Genomic DNA, 17,840 nt, shown 5'->3' with positions numbered 1-17,840 from the left:
TAAAAAATCCTACGCAGGTTTCACATTTTAGTAAAAATTTTGCTATAATAGAGTGTTTTTAGATAATCAGACTACGCTAAGCCTTACTATGAAAGACAGCCTACGCACTCGCCTTGATCAAATGGTGGATCGCTTTGAAGAAGTAACCGCCTTGCTTTCTGACCCTGATACGATTGCCGATAATAAGGCGTTTCGTGCTTTGTCGGTGGAGCATCGTGATTTGTCGGAAGTGGTGAGCGCTTGGCAGGCATTTTTACAAGCCGAAGAAGATTTGGCAACTGCCGAAGAGCTGCTATCCGACCCTGACATGAAAGAGATGGCGGCAGAAGAGATTGAAGCGGCAAAGGCGAAAATTGATGAGCTTGGTGAGACGCTAAACGTACTCATGCTGCCAAAAGACCCGAACGATAAAGTACCAGCCTTTTTGGAAATTCGAGCTGGCACAGGTGGCGATGAAGCGGCGATTTTTAGCGGTGATTTGTTCCGTATGTACCAAAAATACGCCCAATCTCAAGGCTGGCAAGTGGAAGTGCTGTCTGCCAGCGAAGGCGAGCATGGCGGCTACAAAGAAATCATCAGCCGTGTGTCGGGTACAGATGTGTATGGCAGACTAAAATTTGAAAGCGGTGCGCACCGAGTGCAGCGTGTGCCAGCCACCGAGTCGCAAGGGCGTGTGCATACGTCTGCGTGTACGGTGGCGGTCATGCCAGAAGTGGAAATTGACGATACGGTGGAGATTAACCCTGCCGATTTGCGCATTGACACTTACCGCTCAAGCGGTGCAGGCGGGCAGCACGTCAATACCACAGATTCAGCGGTGCGCATCACTCACATTCCTACGGGCGTGGTTGCCGAATGTCAGCAAGAGCGCAGTCAGCACGCCAACCGCGAAAAAGCCATGAAAATGCTGGTTGCACGCATTCAGCAGGCAAAAGTAGAAGCGCAAATCAGCGCCACCAGCGATATGCGCCGTAATTTGGTGGGTAGTGGCGATCGCAGTGAGCGCATTCGCACTTATAATTTCCCACAAGGGCGCATGACCGACCATCGTATCAACTTGACTTTGTACAAGCTAGATGCGATTATGGAAGGCGATTTGACCGAGCTATTAGACAGTCTTTTGCGTGAACATCAAGCGGATTTGATGGCAAGCAGCGCAGAATGATTGATGGCGCAAGATTTAGCAGCAGATTTTGGCGTTAAATTTTAGTATTTAAATTAAATCGTATCAAAACAGTAAACAAAACAGCAAAACATTGAGAACTCTTATGACCGACCAAACCCAAGCACAAACTGCTCAAGACGAAAACCAGCTCATCACGCAGCGACTAGAAAAGCTGCAAGCCATCAAAGACAGCGGCAAAAACCCGTACCCAAATACGTTCCGCCCAAAAAATTATTGTGGCGATTTGCAAAAAACCTTTGAAAATCAAAGCAAAGCTGAGATTGAAGCGGGTGAAAAAGTGCAAGTGAGCGTGGCTGGTCGTGTCATGCTAAACCGTGGTTCGTTCATCGTCATTCAAGACATGACAGGGCGCATTCAGCTGTATGTGGATCGTAAAAACTTGCCGAGCGAGACGCTAGACACCATCAAATCGCTGGATCTTGGCGACATCGTGGCGGTAAATGGCTACATCGGACGCAGTGGCAAGGGTGATTTGTATGTGCACATTGAAGACTTTGAGCTTTTGACGAAGTCTTTGCGTCCATTGCCTGACAAATTCCATGGACTTGCCGACACTGAAGCGCGCTATCGTAATCGCCATGTGGATTTGATCATGAACGAAGAGTCGCGCCGCACGTTCACCATTCGCAGCCAAGTGATTGCAGGCATTCGCAAGTTCATGCTGAATGAGCGTTTTATGGAAGTGGAAACGCCGATGATGCACCCAATTCCGGGCGGTGCGGTGGCACGTCCGTTCATCACGCACCACAACGCGCTGGATATGGAGCTGTATTTGCGTATTGCGCCTGAATTGTATCTAAAACGCTTGGTGGTGGGCGGTTTTGAGCGTGTGTTTGAGATTAACCGCAGCTTCCGTAATGAAGGGGTGTCAGCACGCCACAACCCAGAATTTACCATGATTGAGTTTTATCAAGCGTATGCCGATTATAAAGACTTGATGGACTTGACCGAGCGTCTGTTTAATGAGCTTGCCACGGACATTCTTGGTACAACTGAGCTGAGCTATCAAGGCGAAAGCATCAGCCTAAAAGCGCCGTTTGCCCGCGTGCCGATGACCAAAGCCATTGAAATGTACGCTGAAAACTTTGATATGGCGAAGATTGCCGACCGTGATTATTTGGCGGATTATGTCAAAAATGTGCTGCATCAGGAAGTTAAAGATATTTTTGGTGTGGGCAAATTGCAAACCATCATTTTTGAAGAAACTGCCGAGCATAAATTGCGCCAGCCAACTTTCATCACCGAATACCCAGCAGAAACTTCACCGCTGGCACGCCGCAATGATGAAAATCCAGAAATCACTGACCGCTTTGAGCTGTTCATTGGCGGACGTGAGATGGCAAACGGCTTTAGTGAGCTGAATGATCCGATTGACCAAGCCGAGCGTTTTCGCCAGCAAGTTGCCGAAAAAGACGCAGGCGATGACGAGGCCATGCACTTTGACGCAGACTTCATTGAAGCGTTGGAATATGGCTTGCCGCCAACCGCTGGCACAGGCATTGGCATTGACCGCCTAGTCATGCTGCTGTCGGACAGCGCATCCATTCGTGATGTGATTTTGTTCCCGCATATGCGCCGTAAGGACTGATTTATTTGCGCCATCAGACCGTAGTGGCGATGGCTTGAATGGATTTAGCAAAAGGGCTGGCGTGTGGTTCAGCCTTTTTGTTCTTTTGTGTTGGCAAGTGAAATTAAAATTCCCAGTGCTATCACAAAAGCCAATGACGACACCGCTTTAAAGATTGAAATTATGTCTCAATATCAAGTACTTGCTCGCAAATACCGCCCAAAAAACTTTGCCCAGCTGCTTGGGCAGACGCACGTTTCGGCGGCACTTGCCAATGCGATTGACACCAACCGCTTGCACCACGCTTATTTGTTTACAGGCACGCGCGGCGTGGGCAAGACGACAATCGCGCGGATTTTGGCAAAATGTCTAAATTGCGACACAGGTATCACCAGCAAGCCTTGTGGTGTGTGCGATTCGTGCGTGAGCATTGATGAAGGGCGTTTTATTGATTTGATTGAGATTGATGCGGCAAGTCGCACCAAGGTGGAAGACACCAGAGATTTGCTGGAAAACGTGCCGTACGCACCCACGCAAGGACGCTACAAGGTGTATTTGATTGACGAAGTGCATATGCTGTCTACGCACTCGTTTAATGCGCTGTTAAAAACCTTGGAAGAGCCGCCAGCGCACGTTAAGTTTATCCTAGCAACCACCGACCCACAAAAACTGCCCATCACCATCATTTCGCGCTGTTTGCAGTTTGTACTGCGTCCTTTGTCGCAAAGTCTGTTGCATGAGCATTTGCAAAAGATTTTGACCGCTGAAAACATCGCATTTAGCGATGGCGCGCTTTGGCAGCTGGCGCAGTCCGCTAAAGGTTCGGTGCGTGATGCGCTGTCTTTGACCGACCAAGCCATCGCCTTTGGTGGCGGCGCGCTCCAAGATGACACTGTGGCAAATATGCTGGGCTTGGTGGATAGTCTTGATGTGCTGGCGTTGATTGGTGATATTTTTGCCGACAGACGCACGCAAGTGGCGGCGCACATTGCACGGCTGCGTACACAGATGGTGGACGCCAGCGCGATTTTTGATCGTTTGGTGGACAGTCTACACCAGATGGCGTTGGTGCAAGTTTTGCCTGATGTGCCGCTTGATATGAACGATGCGCAAAAGCAGGCGTTTTATGAGCTGGCGGCGAGCATTCCTGCTGACGTGCTGCAGCTGTATTATGACATCGCCATCAGAGCGCGTGATGGTGTGCGCCTTGCGACCACGCCCATGCAGGCGCTGGAAATGGGGATTTTGCGTCTGCTGGCGTTTCGTCCTTTGGCGGTGGGTGTTGCGCCTGCTGATAAGATTGCCAATGCAGCGCCCAATCCGTCAAATCCGCCTAATGATACGCCTGCAGACAATTTAGCGGCTGACACTTCACTGCAGATTGCACCAGCGGAAAATTCTATCAATTCTGATGGTGTGGATTTGGCAAATGCTGATGAGTTGCTGTCCGATGAGCTGCATTTAAATGATTTGCCAGCCAATCATTTGCCAACTGACGATTTGCAAGCTGATGATTTGCCAACTGATTATGCGCAAACTGATAATCCGCCAGCTAATCAACCGCTAGCTGACAACTCCCAACTTGACAATTTACCGCCCAGCGATGAGAGCGATGAACTTGAAAATACGGATAATCTGACGCACGCCAACTTAACGCACACGCCAGCCGATAACAACGCCAATCTTGCCGATGATACGGCAGGGCAAACCTTGCAAACTGAGCATAACGAGTTGAAGCATTCGCCAAGTGATGACGCTTTGTATTCACACACGGCGCACGCAGTTGATAAGCTGTCGGTGAATGATGAAAATTTGCCAGTGGTGAGTGATGATTTATCGAAAGTGAACGCTGATGATGAAGCTTTGCTAGGCGAAACGCAGTCAGATAAAGCTTTGCCAAACGGTGATTTTAATACGGCAAATTTATCAAGCAGTGAGCCAACGATTGATGGCGAGTTTAATCACGCATCAACGAGCGCACCAAGCAACGAGCTAAATAGCGAACCAGCCAACGAACGAATCAACGAACCAACTTATACACAAACCCAAGACGAGCAGACGCACAACTTGCCTACCGTTTATTCCAAGGCACAAATGCGCGAACGACTAAAAGCGCCGCCCGCTGAGCTGTCAGGCGATTGGACGCAGGATAAGTGGGATTATTGGCTGTCTGGCGCGCGCCAAGCAGGGGTTTTGAGCAATGATGAACTGGCGCTACTGTCGGCAAGTCAGATGGTGGGCGAGATTGAAGGCGACAGTACGCTGTATGTGGGCGAGCATAATGCGCAGGTTCACGCAAGTTTTGCGACTTTTAAGCAAAAAATCACCGAACAATTTACCAATATGCGCCTGAGTGATGACTTGCCGCTTTTGCAAAATGTGGACGATACGCCAAAGCAGCGCCAACTTGCGCGCCGTGCGCAGGTGATGATGGACGTGCAAAGCCAGCTGACTAACAGTCCTGTGGCGATGAGTTTATGGCAGCAAGGTTTTATTGTGGACGATGGTCAGCCGATTTTAGCAGGCGCAAAGCTGCTTTTGGATTAATAAAATCTAAACCAAAAATAAAAATGACCAATCAGTCATTTCTAAAAACCTTGACACATCTAGCTTTTAGCAGGTTAAAAATTACAAAAATAGAACACTTGTGCTAAAAATATGGCTTTGGCACTTGATTGGTATAAAATTTGTACAATTCTAATCCTTTTGTAATAATTGATTATTAGATGGGTAGGGCGTGCTGTGTTTGACGAATGCGTCAAGACTGGACACTTGTCCAAAATAAAATCTTACCAAATGATACAATTTCATTTACGTTTGTGCTTGTATTATTGATAGAGATTGGTTATTATAAAGTAAAAGAAAAATTATAAGACTGTTGGCTATTATTAAAAGATGGTTTGTTAAAAATAAAAGACAGTGATAAAACCAACAGTGCCACAGTTGTGGGTAACGCAAGGTTTTTACCGAATTTTGAGCCATGTTTGCGTTTTAGTTGTTTTGCGTGCACCGTTCACACCTTGCACGTTGTCAAAATTCGCAACGCCTGCCGTCAGCCGATGGCGGGGTTCAAAACTTGAGGTGGAATATGTTAGAAAATTTACGGGGCATGGCGGTATTTGCCAGCGTGGTCAAACAAGGTTCGTTCAGTGGTGCAGCAAAGGAACTTGGTATTACGACCAGCGCAGTCAGTCAGCAAATCCGCTCACTTGAAAGCGATTTGGGCGTGGCACTACTGCACCGCTCAACGCGAAAATTAAGCCTAAGCGAAGCAGGTGAAAGCCTGTATAATGAAGCATTAGAAATTGTGAAGGCTGCTGAGAGAGGACGCGACAGCGTAAGCCAATTAAAAGATGAAGTGTCTGGCAGCTTGCGTGTGGCAACATCGCCAAACCTTGCCAAAACGTATTTACTGCCTGCGCTTGCAAGCTGGATTGCTGAGCATGAGAATCTGTCTTTGAACGTGATTTCTCGTGGCGACAGTCTGGATTTGATTGAAGATCGCATTGATGTGGCACTGATTTTGGACGAAGAGCCACAGCCAAACGGCATTGAGTTGACCAAAGTGAAGCAAGTTTGGCTTGCTGCGCCAAGTTATCTGAAGGTGCATGGCGCAATCACTTCGCCAAAAGATTTGGCAGATCAAACCATCATCATTTGCGGCGATAAGCACAACGAAAGCCTTGAATTTAAAAAAGGCGATGAAAAGCAGCACTCTATGCGTGTGCAATCTCGCTTGATGAGTAACGACCCTGACATTGCGCTGGCGCTTGCGGTGGCAGGTCATGGCGTGGTAAAAGCCAATGAATTGGACGCAAAAGAGCTTGTGCAAGCAGGTAAATTGGTGCCTGTGCTGACTGATTATGAGCTAAATCCTTTGGTGTTGTCTGTGGTTACTGCCACCAAAGAGCAGCTGCCAGTCAAGGCGCAAAAGTGCATTGAAGTATTGCGTGAGTATTTTAAAGTTTGATGAATTGCCAGTACATAAAAAGCCTTGCCCAGTGCAGGGCTTTTTTATTTATCTGTTTTACTTATATGGCAGGGCAAGCAGTCAAGCGGGGTAATAGCTGAGCAGATAATAGCCAGACAAAATAAATGCGCTGCAGAGTAAATTCACGCACCAAGATTTGTGTATTGCCATAAAAAGTGTGTATAATTGGATTTGTTATAAGAAGGGTTTTAAGATGGGCAAGGCGCAGTAGATTGGCGACAGTAGGGCAAATGGGCAGCAGCGCAAATCGACAGTGGTGTAATTTCACCGACCGAGATTGGTTAAGGCTTGGTTAGGGCTGATTGAAAGGCTGGATTGGGAGATAAAATGATACGCAAAAGAACACGCACAAGGCTAAATAAGCGCAATCATCGCTATAATTTTCACCGTAAAACCAGACGCATCAGAGCGCGCTTGGCAAGGCGCAGACGTGCTTGGCATTCTTTGGAGTATTGGCGCACGCACGTCCAATCGGTGTGCGACACGGCAAGTCTTTAACTGTGTATTTTAGTGCATAAAATCAGCGCAAAACAAAGTTTTAAACGCAAAAATAAGACGCCACTTGAGCGTCTTATTTTTACCGCAATTAAATCACAAAATCAGTGTTTTTTACCATTGCCAGAAAGTAAATGTTCTTCAAGATAATGAATGTTTTGTGCTTCATTGACAAAGGCTTCATCTTGTAAAATCACATCACGGTGCAGCGGAATGTTGGTCTTAATGCCTTCAATCACCAGCTCGTCCAATGCGTTCAGCGTCTTAGCGACCGCTTGGCGGCGTGTTTGCGCATGACAAATCAGCTTGCCAATCAGCGAATCATAATAGCTTGGAATGGTGTAGCCTTGATACAAATGCGAATCAAAACGCACGCCACAGCCGCTCGGTGTGAATAGATTATCAATGCGACCCGGACAAGGCATGAAAGTCTTAGGATCTTCAGCATTGATACGGCATTCGATGGCGTGTCCACGAATGGTGATTTCGTCTTGATGGTAGCTTAGCCCATAGCCAGCGGCGATTTTTAGCTGCTCCACCACGATGTCAATGCCAGTAATCATCTCGGTAACAGGGTGTTCCACCTGCACACGCGTGTTCATCTCAATAAAGAAAAACTGACCGTCTTCGTATAAAAACTCAAACGTCCCTGCGCCACGATATTTGATTTGTTCACACGCACGCACGCACGCATCCAAAATCGGCTGGCGAATGTCGTCTGGAATGCCGGGAGCAGGTGCTTCTTCCAGCACTTTTTGATGGCGGCGTTGTAATGAGCAATCACGATCAAACAAATGCAGTGCATTGCCGTTGCCATCGCCTAGGACTTGCACTTCCACATGGCGTGGATTTTTCAAAAAACGCTCCATGTACACAGTGTCATCACCAAAGGCGCTTTCGGCTTCGGCTTTGGCGGCTTGCACTTGGTTGATCAGCTCTTCAAAGCGTTCTACCACACGCATACCACGACCGCCACCGCCAGCTGCCGCCTTGACAATCAGCGGAAAGCCGATTTGTTTGGCTTGTTCTTCGGCATTGTGCAGGGTGATTGCGCCTACAGAACCCGGAACGGTTGGTACGCCTGCTTTTTTCATGGCGTTAATTGCCGAAACTTTATTGCCCATCAGGCGAATGTGGTCAGCGTGCGGCCCAACAAAAGTCAAGCCCGCTTCTTCTACTTTTTCAGCAAAATCGGCATTTTCGGACAAAAACCCATAACCGGGGTGGATGGCGTCTGCGCCCGTTACTTCGGCAGCGGCAAGGATTTTATTCACGTCCAAATAGCTTTGGCTGGATGGCGCATTGCCAATGCACACCGCTTCATCTACAAAACGCAAATGCATTAGGTCTTTGTCAGCGGTAGAGTACACACCCACCGTGGAAATGCCCAGCTGCTTACACGCACGCACGATGCGCAAGGCAATCTCGCCACGGTTGGCGATCAGTAGCTTTTTAATCATGGCAAATCCTATCAGGCTTTATAACGAATCACAGGCTGTCCAAATTGTACCACGTCAGCATTATTAACTAGGATTTCTTCAATGATGCCGCTTTGAGTGGCTTCTAGTGGATTCATGATTTTCATCGCTTCAATGATGCCCAGCTGATCGCCTGCTTGCACTTTTTGACCAACTTTAACAAATGGCGGATCATTTGGACTTGGCGCAGAATAAAACACGCCCACCATTGGCGATGTCTCCACCTTGCCGCTTGGCTTAGCAGCGGCAGGCGCACTGGCAGCAGCAACTGGCGCGGCAGCAACGGCAGCAGGCGCAGCGATGGTCTGTACAGCGACATTGCGTGTCAGATTGACGTAATTGTCGTCATGCCCGTATTCTAAATTTACGAGGTCTTTTTCTTCCATTAGGTCAATAAGTTCACGAATTTTTTTGATGTCCATGCCATCACCTTTTGTTGATTAAGTTTAGTTTGATGAATTGCCCAGCTTGGCTTGTGCAAATATGCCAACACCATCAGTGATACGATGGGCGTACATCTTTTGCATATTGTAACAAATTTTTGCAACAAACCAAATCTTTAAATTGTATCCGTGCTAAATTTCAGGATAAATTTTGACACGGCTGGCAATTTTAGGTCGTTTACTGAATAATTGTTGGGCAAAATTTTAATGCTTATAGTGTACATTCGTTTTATTTTATTGCAAGTAATTTTTTGACAAATTTTACAAATTTTCACGAAAATTGCTCAATTTTACGCAAATTCATGCCAAAATTGCGGAAATTTTGTGCAAAAGCTGCCAAAAACTACTCAAAATCTGCCTAAAATTCATGTAAAAAATCAGCAAAACCGCGCTAAAAAACCGCCCAACCGAACATTGAGCGGTGCGGATTTGTTGGGTGGGTGGAAAATAGAGCGAACAAAAGTTTGGCGCTTAATTAAAGCTGCGATTTTGGCGTGTGGTGCAAGGCTTTTTCTGGCGATGTATCAAGCCACGTTGGGCGTGTCCATTTGGGTGCGTCAATGAAGCGATAATTCGCCATCATCTCAAGCAGCTCATCAGGGTCGTCAGACACGCACAAAAGCGATAAATTGGCGTGCGGCATAAAGCCTTCGTCCGCCGCCTTTTGCAGCGTGGCGATGACAGGGTCAAAAAATCCGTGGGTGTTCAGCACACCGATGGGCTTGGCGTGCAGGCGCAGCTGGGCAAGCGACAGCACTTCGTACAGCTCTTCAAAAGTGCCAAGACCGCCTGCCAAAGCGATAAAACCGTCCGCAAGCTCAATCATTTTGTATTTGCGTGTTGCCATGTCTGTAGTTTCAATCAGCTCGCTAAGTCCTTGATGTGCCACTTCTTTTTCTACCAAAAACGTAGGAATCACGCCCACCACTTCACCGCCTTGCTCAAGCACGGTGTCAGCAACTGTACCCATCAGCCCGATATTGCCGCCACCATAAACCAAGCGCATATCACGCTGTGCTAGGGCTTGTCCCATTTGTTGGGCGGCTTTGTGATATTCTGGGCGCGCGCCTAAGTTTGAACCGCAATAGACGGCGATGCTTTTTAGGGTGTTTGGGTTTTGTGCGTTCATGTGTTTTCCTTATTTGTGAGTGTTTGTGGTGTGTTTTTAGGGTGATTTTTGATGAATTTGTTACTTTTAAAGATGGTATCTACAAAGAAAAGAAATTGTCTGTGCTTTATGCTTGCAATGAATTTGGGTTTGTTGGTAGATTAAGCCGATAAAGCCAAATCGAATCAGTGCGTTATTTGCCAAATTTTGCGCCCACGCCTTTAAGCCAGCGCCAAGGCTGCACCGTACCAAGTCCCATGCCAATCAGCCCAAGCAGCATGACGCCACTAAGCGGCTCGCCCAAGAGCGGCACAGCTAAAATGGCGGCAATAAAAGGCGCAAGTGAAGCCAGTCCGCCAGCGAAAAATGCGCCAAGTCTTGCCACTGCCAAGGCGTAAGTGATGGTGGCAATAATCATCACCACGATGCTGTGAAAAAATCCTTGAAAAGCAAGGTGGGCAAGGCTGGCATTGGGCGATGAAAAGCCAATCACGCCAAAATACACCGGCAAATACAGCGCCGCCGACCAAATCGCCGTGCAGCACATTGTTTGCCATGCGCTAAATTGCCAAGCACGCAGCAACAAGCCAAATGCCGCCCAACAAAACGCACTGAACGCAAAAATCGCATCACCCAAACCAAAACTGCCGCCAGCACCAAAAGCAATCATCATCAGCATGGCAATGAGTGTGGCGATGATGATGTATAGGGCGATTTTGGTGTTGGTGTCTGGTTTTTGCCGAAAAAATAGCGCCGATAAAAGGGCGGTTGCTACAGGAATCATGCCATTTAAAAACACCGCGCCATGCACCACAGGCGCAAGCAAAAACGCACTGTATACAAGACAGCTGTAACCCACGCCACCGACCAACGCCAGCACCACCGCCTTATAACTGAACAAAAATCGCCACTGTTTTTGGTAGCATAGCACAGGCAGCAGCACCAAGGCAGCGATGGCAAAACGCATGGCAATCACGTCCCACGCAGCGATTTGCCAGCGCACATTTAGGCGAGACAGTAAGCTAAAACTGCCCCAAACGCACATGGTAAAAACGATGAGCGGATAGCCTTGAGTGGTGGCGGGCAGGCGGTGAAAAAATTTCATGGCAAGCGCAATCGGTGGCTAATTTCAAAATGAATTGAGATAAAGACGTAAGCATAACAGATTTACAAGTATTGGGCTAGGGAATACGCCACAAAAATGTAAATTTTGCCAAGATGGTTTTCTTTTATTCATAAAAAAACAAGCCCAAAAATGATTTTGAGCTTGTTTGTGTTTGCGTTGAATTGAAAAATCAGTCTTTGGCGTTTTGTAACTCTGGGTCGGCAAAAACCACGACTTCTTCTTCAAATTCTGGCTTGATTTTCACCACGAAATCATCGCGCGATAATCCCAGCCACAGCGGCACGACACTGGCGATGTACACAGACGAGTACGTCCCTGCAATCAAACCAATAAACAGCGCTACCGAGAACCAGTACAGACCATCACCGCCTAGGAACATCATGGCGACCACCACCACAAACACCGTACCCACCGTCATAAAAGTACGGCGCAGCGTTTCGGTTTGTGAAAGGTTGATGACTTGCACAGGCGATAAACCACGCACACGGCGAAAGTTTTCACGGATACGGTCATAAACAACGATGGTGTCGTTGATAGAATAACCAATCAACGCCAGCACGGCTGCTAGCACCGTCAAGTCAAACGGCCAGCCAAAAATGGCAAACATACCCACCACGACAACCACGTCATGAAACAGCGCCAATACGCCGCCTAGAGCCAGTTTGAACTGAAAACGCAGACCGATGTACAGCATCATCATACCAAGTGCCACCGACAACGCCAGCAAAGAATTTAGGTAAATTTCGTTACCCACTTGCGAGCCGATGATGTTGATGTTGTCCACGTTGGCAGGGTTGTTTGGCAAATCCAAAGATTCACTTAGGCTTTGCGCCAGCGTCTCAGCGTCTCGGTCTTGTGGCGGCAAGCGCACCAAAAGCTCTTGGCGTGTGCCAAGATACTGCACCACAGCGTCCGTAAAGCCATCTTCTGCCAGCGCAGACACCACTTGGGTTTGCTCCACAGGCGATTCATAGCGCACGTCCGCTGACACACCGCCAGTAAAATCAAGCCCCAAGTTTAGCCCATTTACCACAAAAGCGATGATGCCCGCTAAGATAAGTGCAATAGAAATGCCCATCATCGGCTTGGCAAAGCTCATGAATGGAATGATGCGCTGATTGGCAATCAGCTTCACGCCACCTTCTTTTTCGGTAGCTTCATCACTTTGGGCGATGATGTCGCTGTCTGCCAAAGCCGCTTCGTTGGCTTGGGCATTACTGCCTTTACCATCACGGCGCGGGCCTTTGCGGCGGCGCAGCTCACGCTCACTTAACGGCGTGCCATCGGCATGAGTGCGAGCGTCATTTGAATTATGTTCTGTCATAGCAACTCCTAACCGATACTAAGTTTGGTGAGATTTTTGCGATTTCCGTACCAAAGCTGAATCAGCGCACGAGTAACAACAATCGCGGTGAATAGCGATGTAACAATACCGATTGCCAAGGTAACTGCAAAGCCTTTGATTGGGCCTGTGCCGATGGCAAATAGGATAAACGCCACCAGTAAGGTAGTGATGTTTGCGTCAAAAATCGAGCTAAAGGCACGGTCAAAACCTGCCACAATCGCCGATTTGGCACGCGCGCCATTGGCAAGCTCTTCACGGATACGCTCAAAAATCAGCACGTTTGCGTCCACTGCCATACCGATGGTCAGTACGATACCTGCAATGCCCGGCAAGGTCAAAGACGAGCCGATGATTGACATGATGGCGGTCATGATGATGACGTTTAGTGCTAGGGCGATGTTGGCAATCAAGCCAAACACACGATAAAACACAATCATCCACAAGAACACCAAAAGATAGCCCACTTGCGTTGAGAATAGGCCTTTGTCAATGTTTTCTTGACCAAGCGATGGGCCGATGGTGCGCTCTTCTACAAAGTACATCGGAGCGGCAAGTGCGCCAGAACGCAAAAGCAACGCAAGTTCGCTGGCTTCAGCTTCACTGTCAAGCCCCGTGATTTGAAATTGTGAGCCTAGCACCGCTTGAATGGTGGCGCGGTTAATCACGCGTGTTTCGGTATAAGGCGTACGCACTTCGGTCAGCTCGCCTGTGGCTGGGTCTTCTTCATAGCTCACACGCTGCTTATTTTCAATGAACAGCACCGCCATTTGTTTACCAACCGCAGTACGCGTGGCGTTTTGCATTAGGCGGCCGCCAGATGTATCAAGCGTGATGGATACTTGCGGGCGGCCATTTTCGTCCACGCCAGCTTGTGCGCCTTGCACTTTTTCGCCCGTTACGATGGCTTGGCGATTTAGTAGAATTTGTGGGCCGTCAAGCGTGCCAAAAGGAAAGGCTTCGCTGCCAGCAGGTGCGATGCCGCCTGTGAAGGTGTCGGCATTGTCGCTCACCATACGAAATTCTAGGTTTGCGGTGCGCCCAAGAACACGCTTGGCTTCGGCGGTGTCTTGTACGCCCGGCAATTCCACAACAATGCGGTTTGCGCCTTGTGATTGCACCAAGGCTTCTGCCACGCCAAGTTCGCTGATACGGTTACGCAAGGTGGTCAAGTTTTGTCCAACGGCGTATTCGTTGATTTCGGCAAGTTTGGCTTCGGTATACGTCAGCTCAAGCGCTGCGCCTTCTTGTGCTGCCAGTGGACGCAAACTAAAATCCATGCCCATGGCGTTTTGTAGTACGTTTTGGGCGCGATTGCGAGCGTCTTGGTTGTTAAAAATCAGCATCATGCCGCTTTCGGTGGTGCGCAGGCTTTTTACGGCAATCTGCTCAGCACGCAGCGCACGGCGAGCGTCTTGGCTTGCGGTGCCAAGGCGTTGCTCTAGGGCTTTTGCCATGTCCACTTCAAGCACAAAGCGCACACCGCCACGCAAGTCCAGACCAAGTTTCATCGGTTTTGCGCCAATGTCTCTTAGCCATTGCGGGGTGGTTTGGGCTAGGTTTAGTGCCACGACGTATTGTTCGCCAAGCTCGCGGCGCAATACTTCTTGGGCTTTTAGCTGATCTTCGGCATTGCTTAGGCGCACTAGGGCGCTGTTATCGGCAAAGCTGCCGCCATGATACGAAAGCCCTGCTTTTTCTAGCAGAGTTTCAGACCGAGTAAGTACGTCTTCGGTAAGCTCAGTGCCTGCGCTTGCGCCTGTGATTTGTACCGCAGGTTCGTCTGGGTACAGATTTGGCAGGGCGTATAAGCCAGACACGACAAGCACCACGACGATAAGTATGTATTTCCAAGCAGGGTAGTGCATAGGGGTATCTTATGGTAACGAATGCTTAGCAAACGCCAAGCATAAAAACACAAAACCAAGCGTTACCCAGTTGGATACGCTTGGGGGAATGGTGTGTGTCCATCATGATGAGTGGACGCAAAAGGGTTAGATGTTGTCAATCGTACCAGCTGGCAATACGCTGATTACGCTGGCACGCTGAACTTTGATTTTATTGGTGCTGTTTAGCGCGATGACAGCGTAGTCGCCATCAATCTTTTCAATCTTACCCATCAAACCGCCAGCAAACACCACTTCATTGCCAGCAGCTAAGCTGTCTACCATGGCTTTGTGCTGTTTGTTGCGTTTTGATTGTGGGCGAATGATAAGAAAATAAAAAATCGCAAAAAACGCCACAGGAATCAAAAGCTGACCCAGCAAAGATGGCTGTGATGCGCCGCTGGCTGCGTGAGCGGCAGGAATGATAAGCTCCAACATGATAAAACTCCGTAATAAATGACCAAAATAGCCAATGAAAAATGTGAAAATTAAAAAAGTATGTAAGTGTTTTGCAGTGCGTGCGCTTTATATGAAAATGAAAATTGCCATGCCACCAGCAAAACATCTTGGCAAAATAACGCATATCATACCACATTTTCAGCAATTTGCGCAGATTTTACCGTCAATCCGCCAATTTTACGCCAATTTGTCAATTTTTCACGCAACACAACATTTCTTTACTTGCAGTTGGGCGCATTTTGTCTTAATATGGCAGCTAATTTTGGTTATTTTTCTATTTATATGTCCCGTCCCCGACCGCGTTTGTCATCATCTTTTCTTAATTCTACTCATCACACCGCCAAAAATCTTTTGATTGCAGGTATTTTGCTTGCTGTGCCGATGCTTGCCTTTGCCAATACTGGTACGGCAACAAGCACTAACGTCATTTTGCTGGTTTTTTATATTTCTTTGTCGCTGATTGCGTCTTTTGTGTGTTCGGTGTCTGAAGCTACGCTTTTGACCATGACGCCAAGCTACATTGACACCATCAAAGAAGACGACCCAAAAACCGCCGCCATGCTTGAAGATGTCAAGGTGAATAACATTGAAAAATCCATCTCGTCCATCTTGACGCTAAACACCGTGGCGCACACGCTGGGTTCTTTGGGTGCAGGTGCGCAGGCGGCAGTGGTGTTTGGCAGTGCGTGGTTTGGTGTGTTTAGTGCGGTGATGACGATTGCCATTTTGATTGGTACAGAAATCATTCCAAAAACGCTGGGTACGACTTATTGGCGTAAATTTGCCTTGCCTGTGGCGTATTTTGTCAAGGCGATTAACATTGTATTGCTGCCGATTGTGTGGTTTGCCGAGAAAATTTCACGCCTTTTGACGAAGGGTAATACCGAAAACAGCTTTAATCGCCATGAGTTCATCGCACTTGCCAATGCAGGCGAAAGCTCAGGGCAGATGAGCGAGCTTGAAACACGCATTATTAAAAATTCACTGGCGCTTAGCATGATTAACGTAGAAGACATCGTCTCTCCGCGTTCGGTGGTTGCAGCGTTTGATGAGAAAATGACGGTAGGTGAAGTGTTTGCCAATCACCCAAAATTGCCGTTTTCACGCTTTCCGATTTTTGATGAAGATTTGGACAATGCCACAGGTTTTGTGCTTAAATCAGACCTACTCATCGCCAAAGCCAACCAAGAAATCCACACGCCAATCCATAAATTTAAGCGGGATATTACCTTTGTTTTTGCTAAAATGAAGCTGTTTGATTTGCTGGATTTGATGCTCAAAGAGCGTGTGCATATTGCGCTGGCGGTGGGCGAATTTGGCGAAGTCAAGGGACTTGTCAGCCTAGAAGACGTGCTAGAGACGCTTTTGGGACTGGAAATCGTGGACGAATTTGACCGTGTGGACGATATGCAGACTTTGGCAAGACAGCTGATGGACAGACGCATGACGCGCTTGGGCGCAAAATTAGAACAAGACGATGACGTGGCAGATGCGCCAAATGCGCAGTCTTGATGTGGTATTTGTTATGAAATAAGGCGCAAACTTCGCCAAGTTATACGCAAACTCCACTTAATTTGCCAAAATTTAATATTTTGTTACATTTTGCCTACATTTAGCGATGGTTGCTTAGCATAAATCTGTTATTGTGCTACCAAGTCTTGTTGTGTGTCTTGTGATGTCTTGTTGTGTGTCTTGTGATGTGCTTTTTGCGACTGATAAATTTACACAGCGATAAGGCATGAAGTTTTGTTGTAAAGTCTTGGTTTATTCAAGTGATTTGCCAAACGCCATGCCAAATTTTTGCTTATTTTATGTCAAGTTTTCAAGTGCTTAAATTTGCAATCGTTTAAATTTTAGCCGCTTAAAAATTGGCAACCACTCAAATATTATGATGAAACTGATTAAAAAACCAAATACCGCTTCAAGTGCTGCGCCAAACGCTAAGCTGACAGCGGTCAAATCCACCTTAAAAAACCACGCCTTAAAATTGGGTGCGGCAGGGCTTGTACTGAGCAGCTTGCGTAAGCCGCGCTGGCTGGGCGTGGGCTTAATGACGCTGGCTTCGGCAAGTCTTTTGGTAAGTGTGCCTGCGTATGCGATGAGTGAAGCGTCCGTGCAGGGCTTTGCTGCCGCCATGAAAAACGCCGCCAACAGCCAAAACATCGGCAAAGTGGCTGAGCTGATTTCGGATGAAGCCATCATCTCGCTGTCTCGTGGCAATAAAAGCACAAGCCTTGATAAAAACGGCTATTTGCAGCTGCTACAAAAGGGCTGGGCAAAGGCGAAAAATTACCGCTACGACATTCAGGTGAGCAATGCCGTCATCACAGGCGATCAAGCCCGTGTGCAAATCACCACCACAGAGACGTGGACAGAAAACGGCAGACCTGTGCGTATCACCACATCATCACGCGCCACTTTGTCGGAAATGAGCGGCAGTGCGGTGATTTTGCGCTCGGTTACGCAAGTTTCGGTGAATTAACCACAAACAAAGCGCACGCTTTGACGGCAAAATGACAGTGAGCGCATAGATAATTTTGCGCAAAGTTTGCCAGATTGTGCGCTTTAGTATCAAAACATCACAAAGATTCGCCTAAAGTGGGCGTTTCTTTTTATTGTACGTTTTGTAACATTTTTCTTGGATTTTTCTAGGGCTGAATAGGGCATTAGGCTTTTGTTCTTACAAGCTCTGTGTTAGCATTGCCTTAATTTGCCGTGCTGATTTGGCTTAAAAGGTTTTTGGTAGTTTTTAAAAGGCA

Annotated in this window: 14 protein-coding genes; 7 read left to right on the top strand and 7 right to left on the bottom strand. The window is 47.7% G+C overall.

All coding sequences use genetic code 11. The features are described from left to right. Window positions 1–88: 88 nt before the first annotated feature. The 5 genes from prfA to B0181_RS12075 all read left to right on the top strand — a co-directional run bounded on the left by prfA (window position 89) and on the right by B0181_RS12075 (window position 7,242). Window positions 89–1,165 carry a peptide chain release factor 1 gene (gene prfA, locus B0181_RS05390; protein ID WP_078276484.1) on the top strand — a complete coding sequence of 359 codons (1,077 nt, stop codon included), beginning with the start codon at window positions 89–91 and terminating at the stop codon, window positions 1,163–1,165. A 103-nt stretch (window positions 1,166–1,268) separates the two neighbouring features. Further along, complete coding sequence (gene lysS / locus B0181_RS05385; RefSeq protein WP_078276483.1) at window positions 1,269–2,774, top strand: lysine--tRNA ligase; 1,506 nt, start codon at window positions 1,269–1,271, stop codon at window positions 2,772–2,774. 159 nt (window positions 2,775–2,933) lie between these two features. Beyond that, entirely contained in the window at window positions 2,934–5,300 is a 2,367-nt protein-coding gene (gene dnaX, locus B0181_RS05380; protein WP_371829205.1) for a DNA polymerase III subunit gamma/tau, read from the top strand. 541 nt (window positions 5,301–5,841) lie between these two features. Beyond that, entirely contained in the window at window positions 5,842–6,723 is an 882-nt protein-coding gene (locus B0181_RS05375) for a LysR family transcriptional regulator (RefSeq protein WP_078276482.1), read from the top strand. 348 nt (window positions 6,724–7,071) lie between these two features. Beyond that, window positions 7,072–7,242: a hypothetical protein gene (locus B0181_RS12075; protein ID WP_158078936.1), complete on the top strand. Its 171-nt coding sequence runs from the start codon at window positions 7,072–7,074 to the stop codon at window positions 7,240–7,242. A 101-nt stretch (window positions 7,243–7,343) separates the two neighbouring features. Here B0181_RS12075 and accC read toward each other — a convergent pair whose 3' ends face one another. From accC to yajC, 7 genes are all read right to left on the bottom strand, one after another. Further along, on the bottom strand, window positions 7,344–8,699 hold the full coding sequence (accC, locus tag B0181_RS05370) for an acetyl-CoA carboxylase biotin carboxylase subunit (protein ID WP_078276481.1): 1,356 nt from the start codon (window positions 8,697–8,699) through the stop codon (window positions 7,344–7,346). An 11-nt stretch (window positions 8,700–8,710) separates the two neighbouring features. Continuing rightward, window positions 8,711–9,139 (bottom strand): acetyl-CoA carboxylase biotin carboxyl carrier protein, encoded by a 429-nt coding sequence (gene accB / locus B0181_RS05365; RefSeq protein WP_078276480.1) that lies wholly within the window; start codon window positions 9,137–9,139, stop codon window positions 8,711–8,713. Window positions 9,140–9,635: 496 nt separating this feature from the next. Continuing rightward, window positions 9,636–10,289 (bottom strand): LOG family protein, encoded by a 654-nt coding sequence (locus tag B0181_RS05360; protein WP_078276479.1) that lies wholly within the window; start codon window positions 10,287–10,289, stop codon window positions 9,636–9,638. 172 nt (window positions 10,290–10,461) lie between these two features. Next, entirely contained in the window at window positions 10,462–11,373 is a 912-nt protein-coding gene (locus B0181_RS05355; protein ID WP_078276478.1) for a DMT family transporter, read from the bottom strand. 190 nt (window positions 11,374–11,563) lie between these two features. Continuing rightward, window positions 11,564–12,718 carry a protein translocase subunit SecF gene (gene secF / locus B0181_RS05350; protein ID WP_078276477.1) on the bottom strand — a complete coding sequence of 385 codons (1,155 nt, stop codon included), beginning with the start codon at window positions 12,716–12,718 and terminating at the stop codon, window positions 11,564–11,566. A gap of 8 nt (window positions 12,719–12,726) precedes the next feature. Beyond that, window positions 12,727–14,604 (bottom strand): protein translocase subunit SecD, encoded by a 1,878-nt coding sequence (secD, locus tag B0181_RS05345; protein ID WP_078276476.1) that lies wholly within the window; start codon window positions 14,602–14,604, stop codon window positions 12,727–12,729. A gap of 126 nt (window positions 14,605–14,730) precedes the next feature. Then, window positions 14,731–15,057 (bottom strand): preprotein translocase subunit YajC, encoded by a 327-nt coding sequence (yajC, locus tag B0181_RS05340; RefSeq protein ID WP_078276519.1) that lies wholly within the window; start codon window positions 15,055–15,057, stop codon window positions 14,731–14,733. Window positions 15,058–15,384: 327 nt separating this feature from the next. Between yajC and B0181_RS05335 the strand changes: the two genes are divergently transcribed. Together B0181_RS05335 and B0181_RS05330 are read left to right on the top strand one after the other, a co-directional pair. Beyond that, window positions 15,385–16,593, top strand: a complete 1,209-nt coding sequence (locus B0181_RS05335; protein ID WP_346221995.1) for a CNNM domain-containing protein — start codon at window positions 15,385–15,387, stop codon at window positions 16,591–16,593. A gap of 376 nt (window positions 16,594–16,969) precedes the next feature. After that, window positions 16,970–17,563, top strand: a complete 594-nt coding sequence (locus tag B0181_RS05330) for a hypothetical protein (protein WP_133141507.1) — start codon at window positions 16,970–16,972, stop codon at window positions 17,561–17,563. Window positions 17,564–17,840: the final 277 nt, after the last annotated feature.

It is taken from the genome of Moraxella caviae (assembly GCF_002014985.1).
GTDB classification, from domain to species: domain Bacteria; phylum Pseudomonadota; class Gammaproteobacteria; order Pseudomonadales; family Moraxellaceae; genus Moraxella; species Moraxella caviae.
Note: the sequence above shows the minus strand (reverse complement) of the source record. Positions and strands in the feature narration are given on the sequence as shown.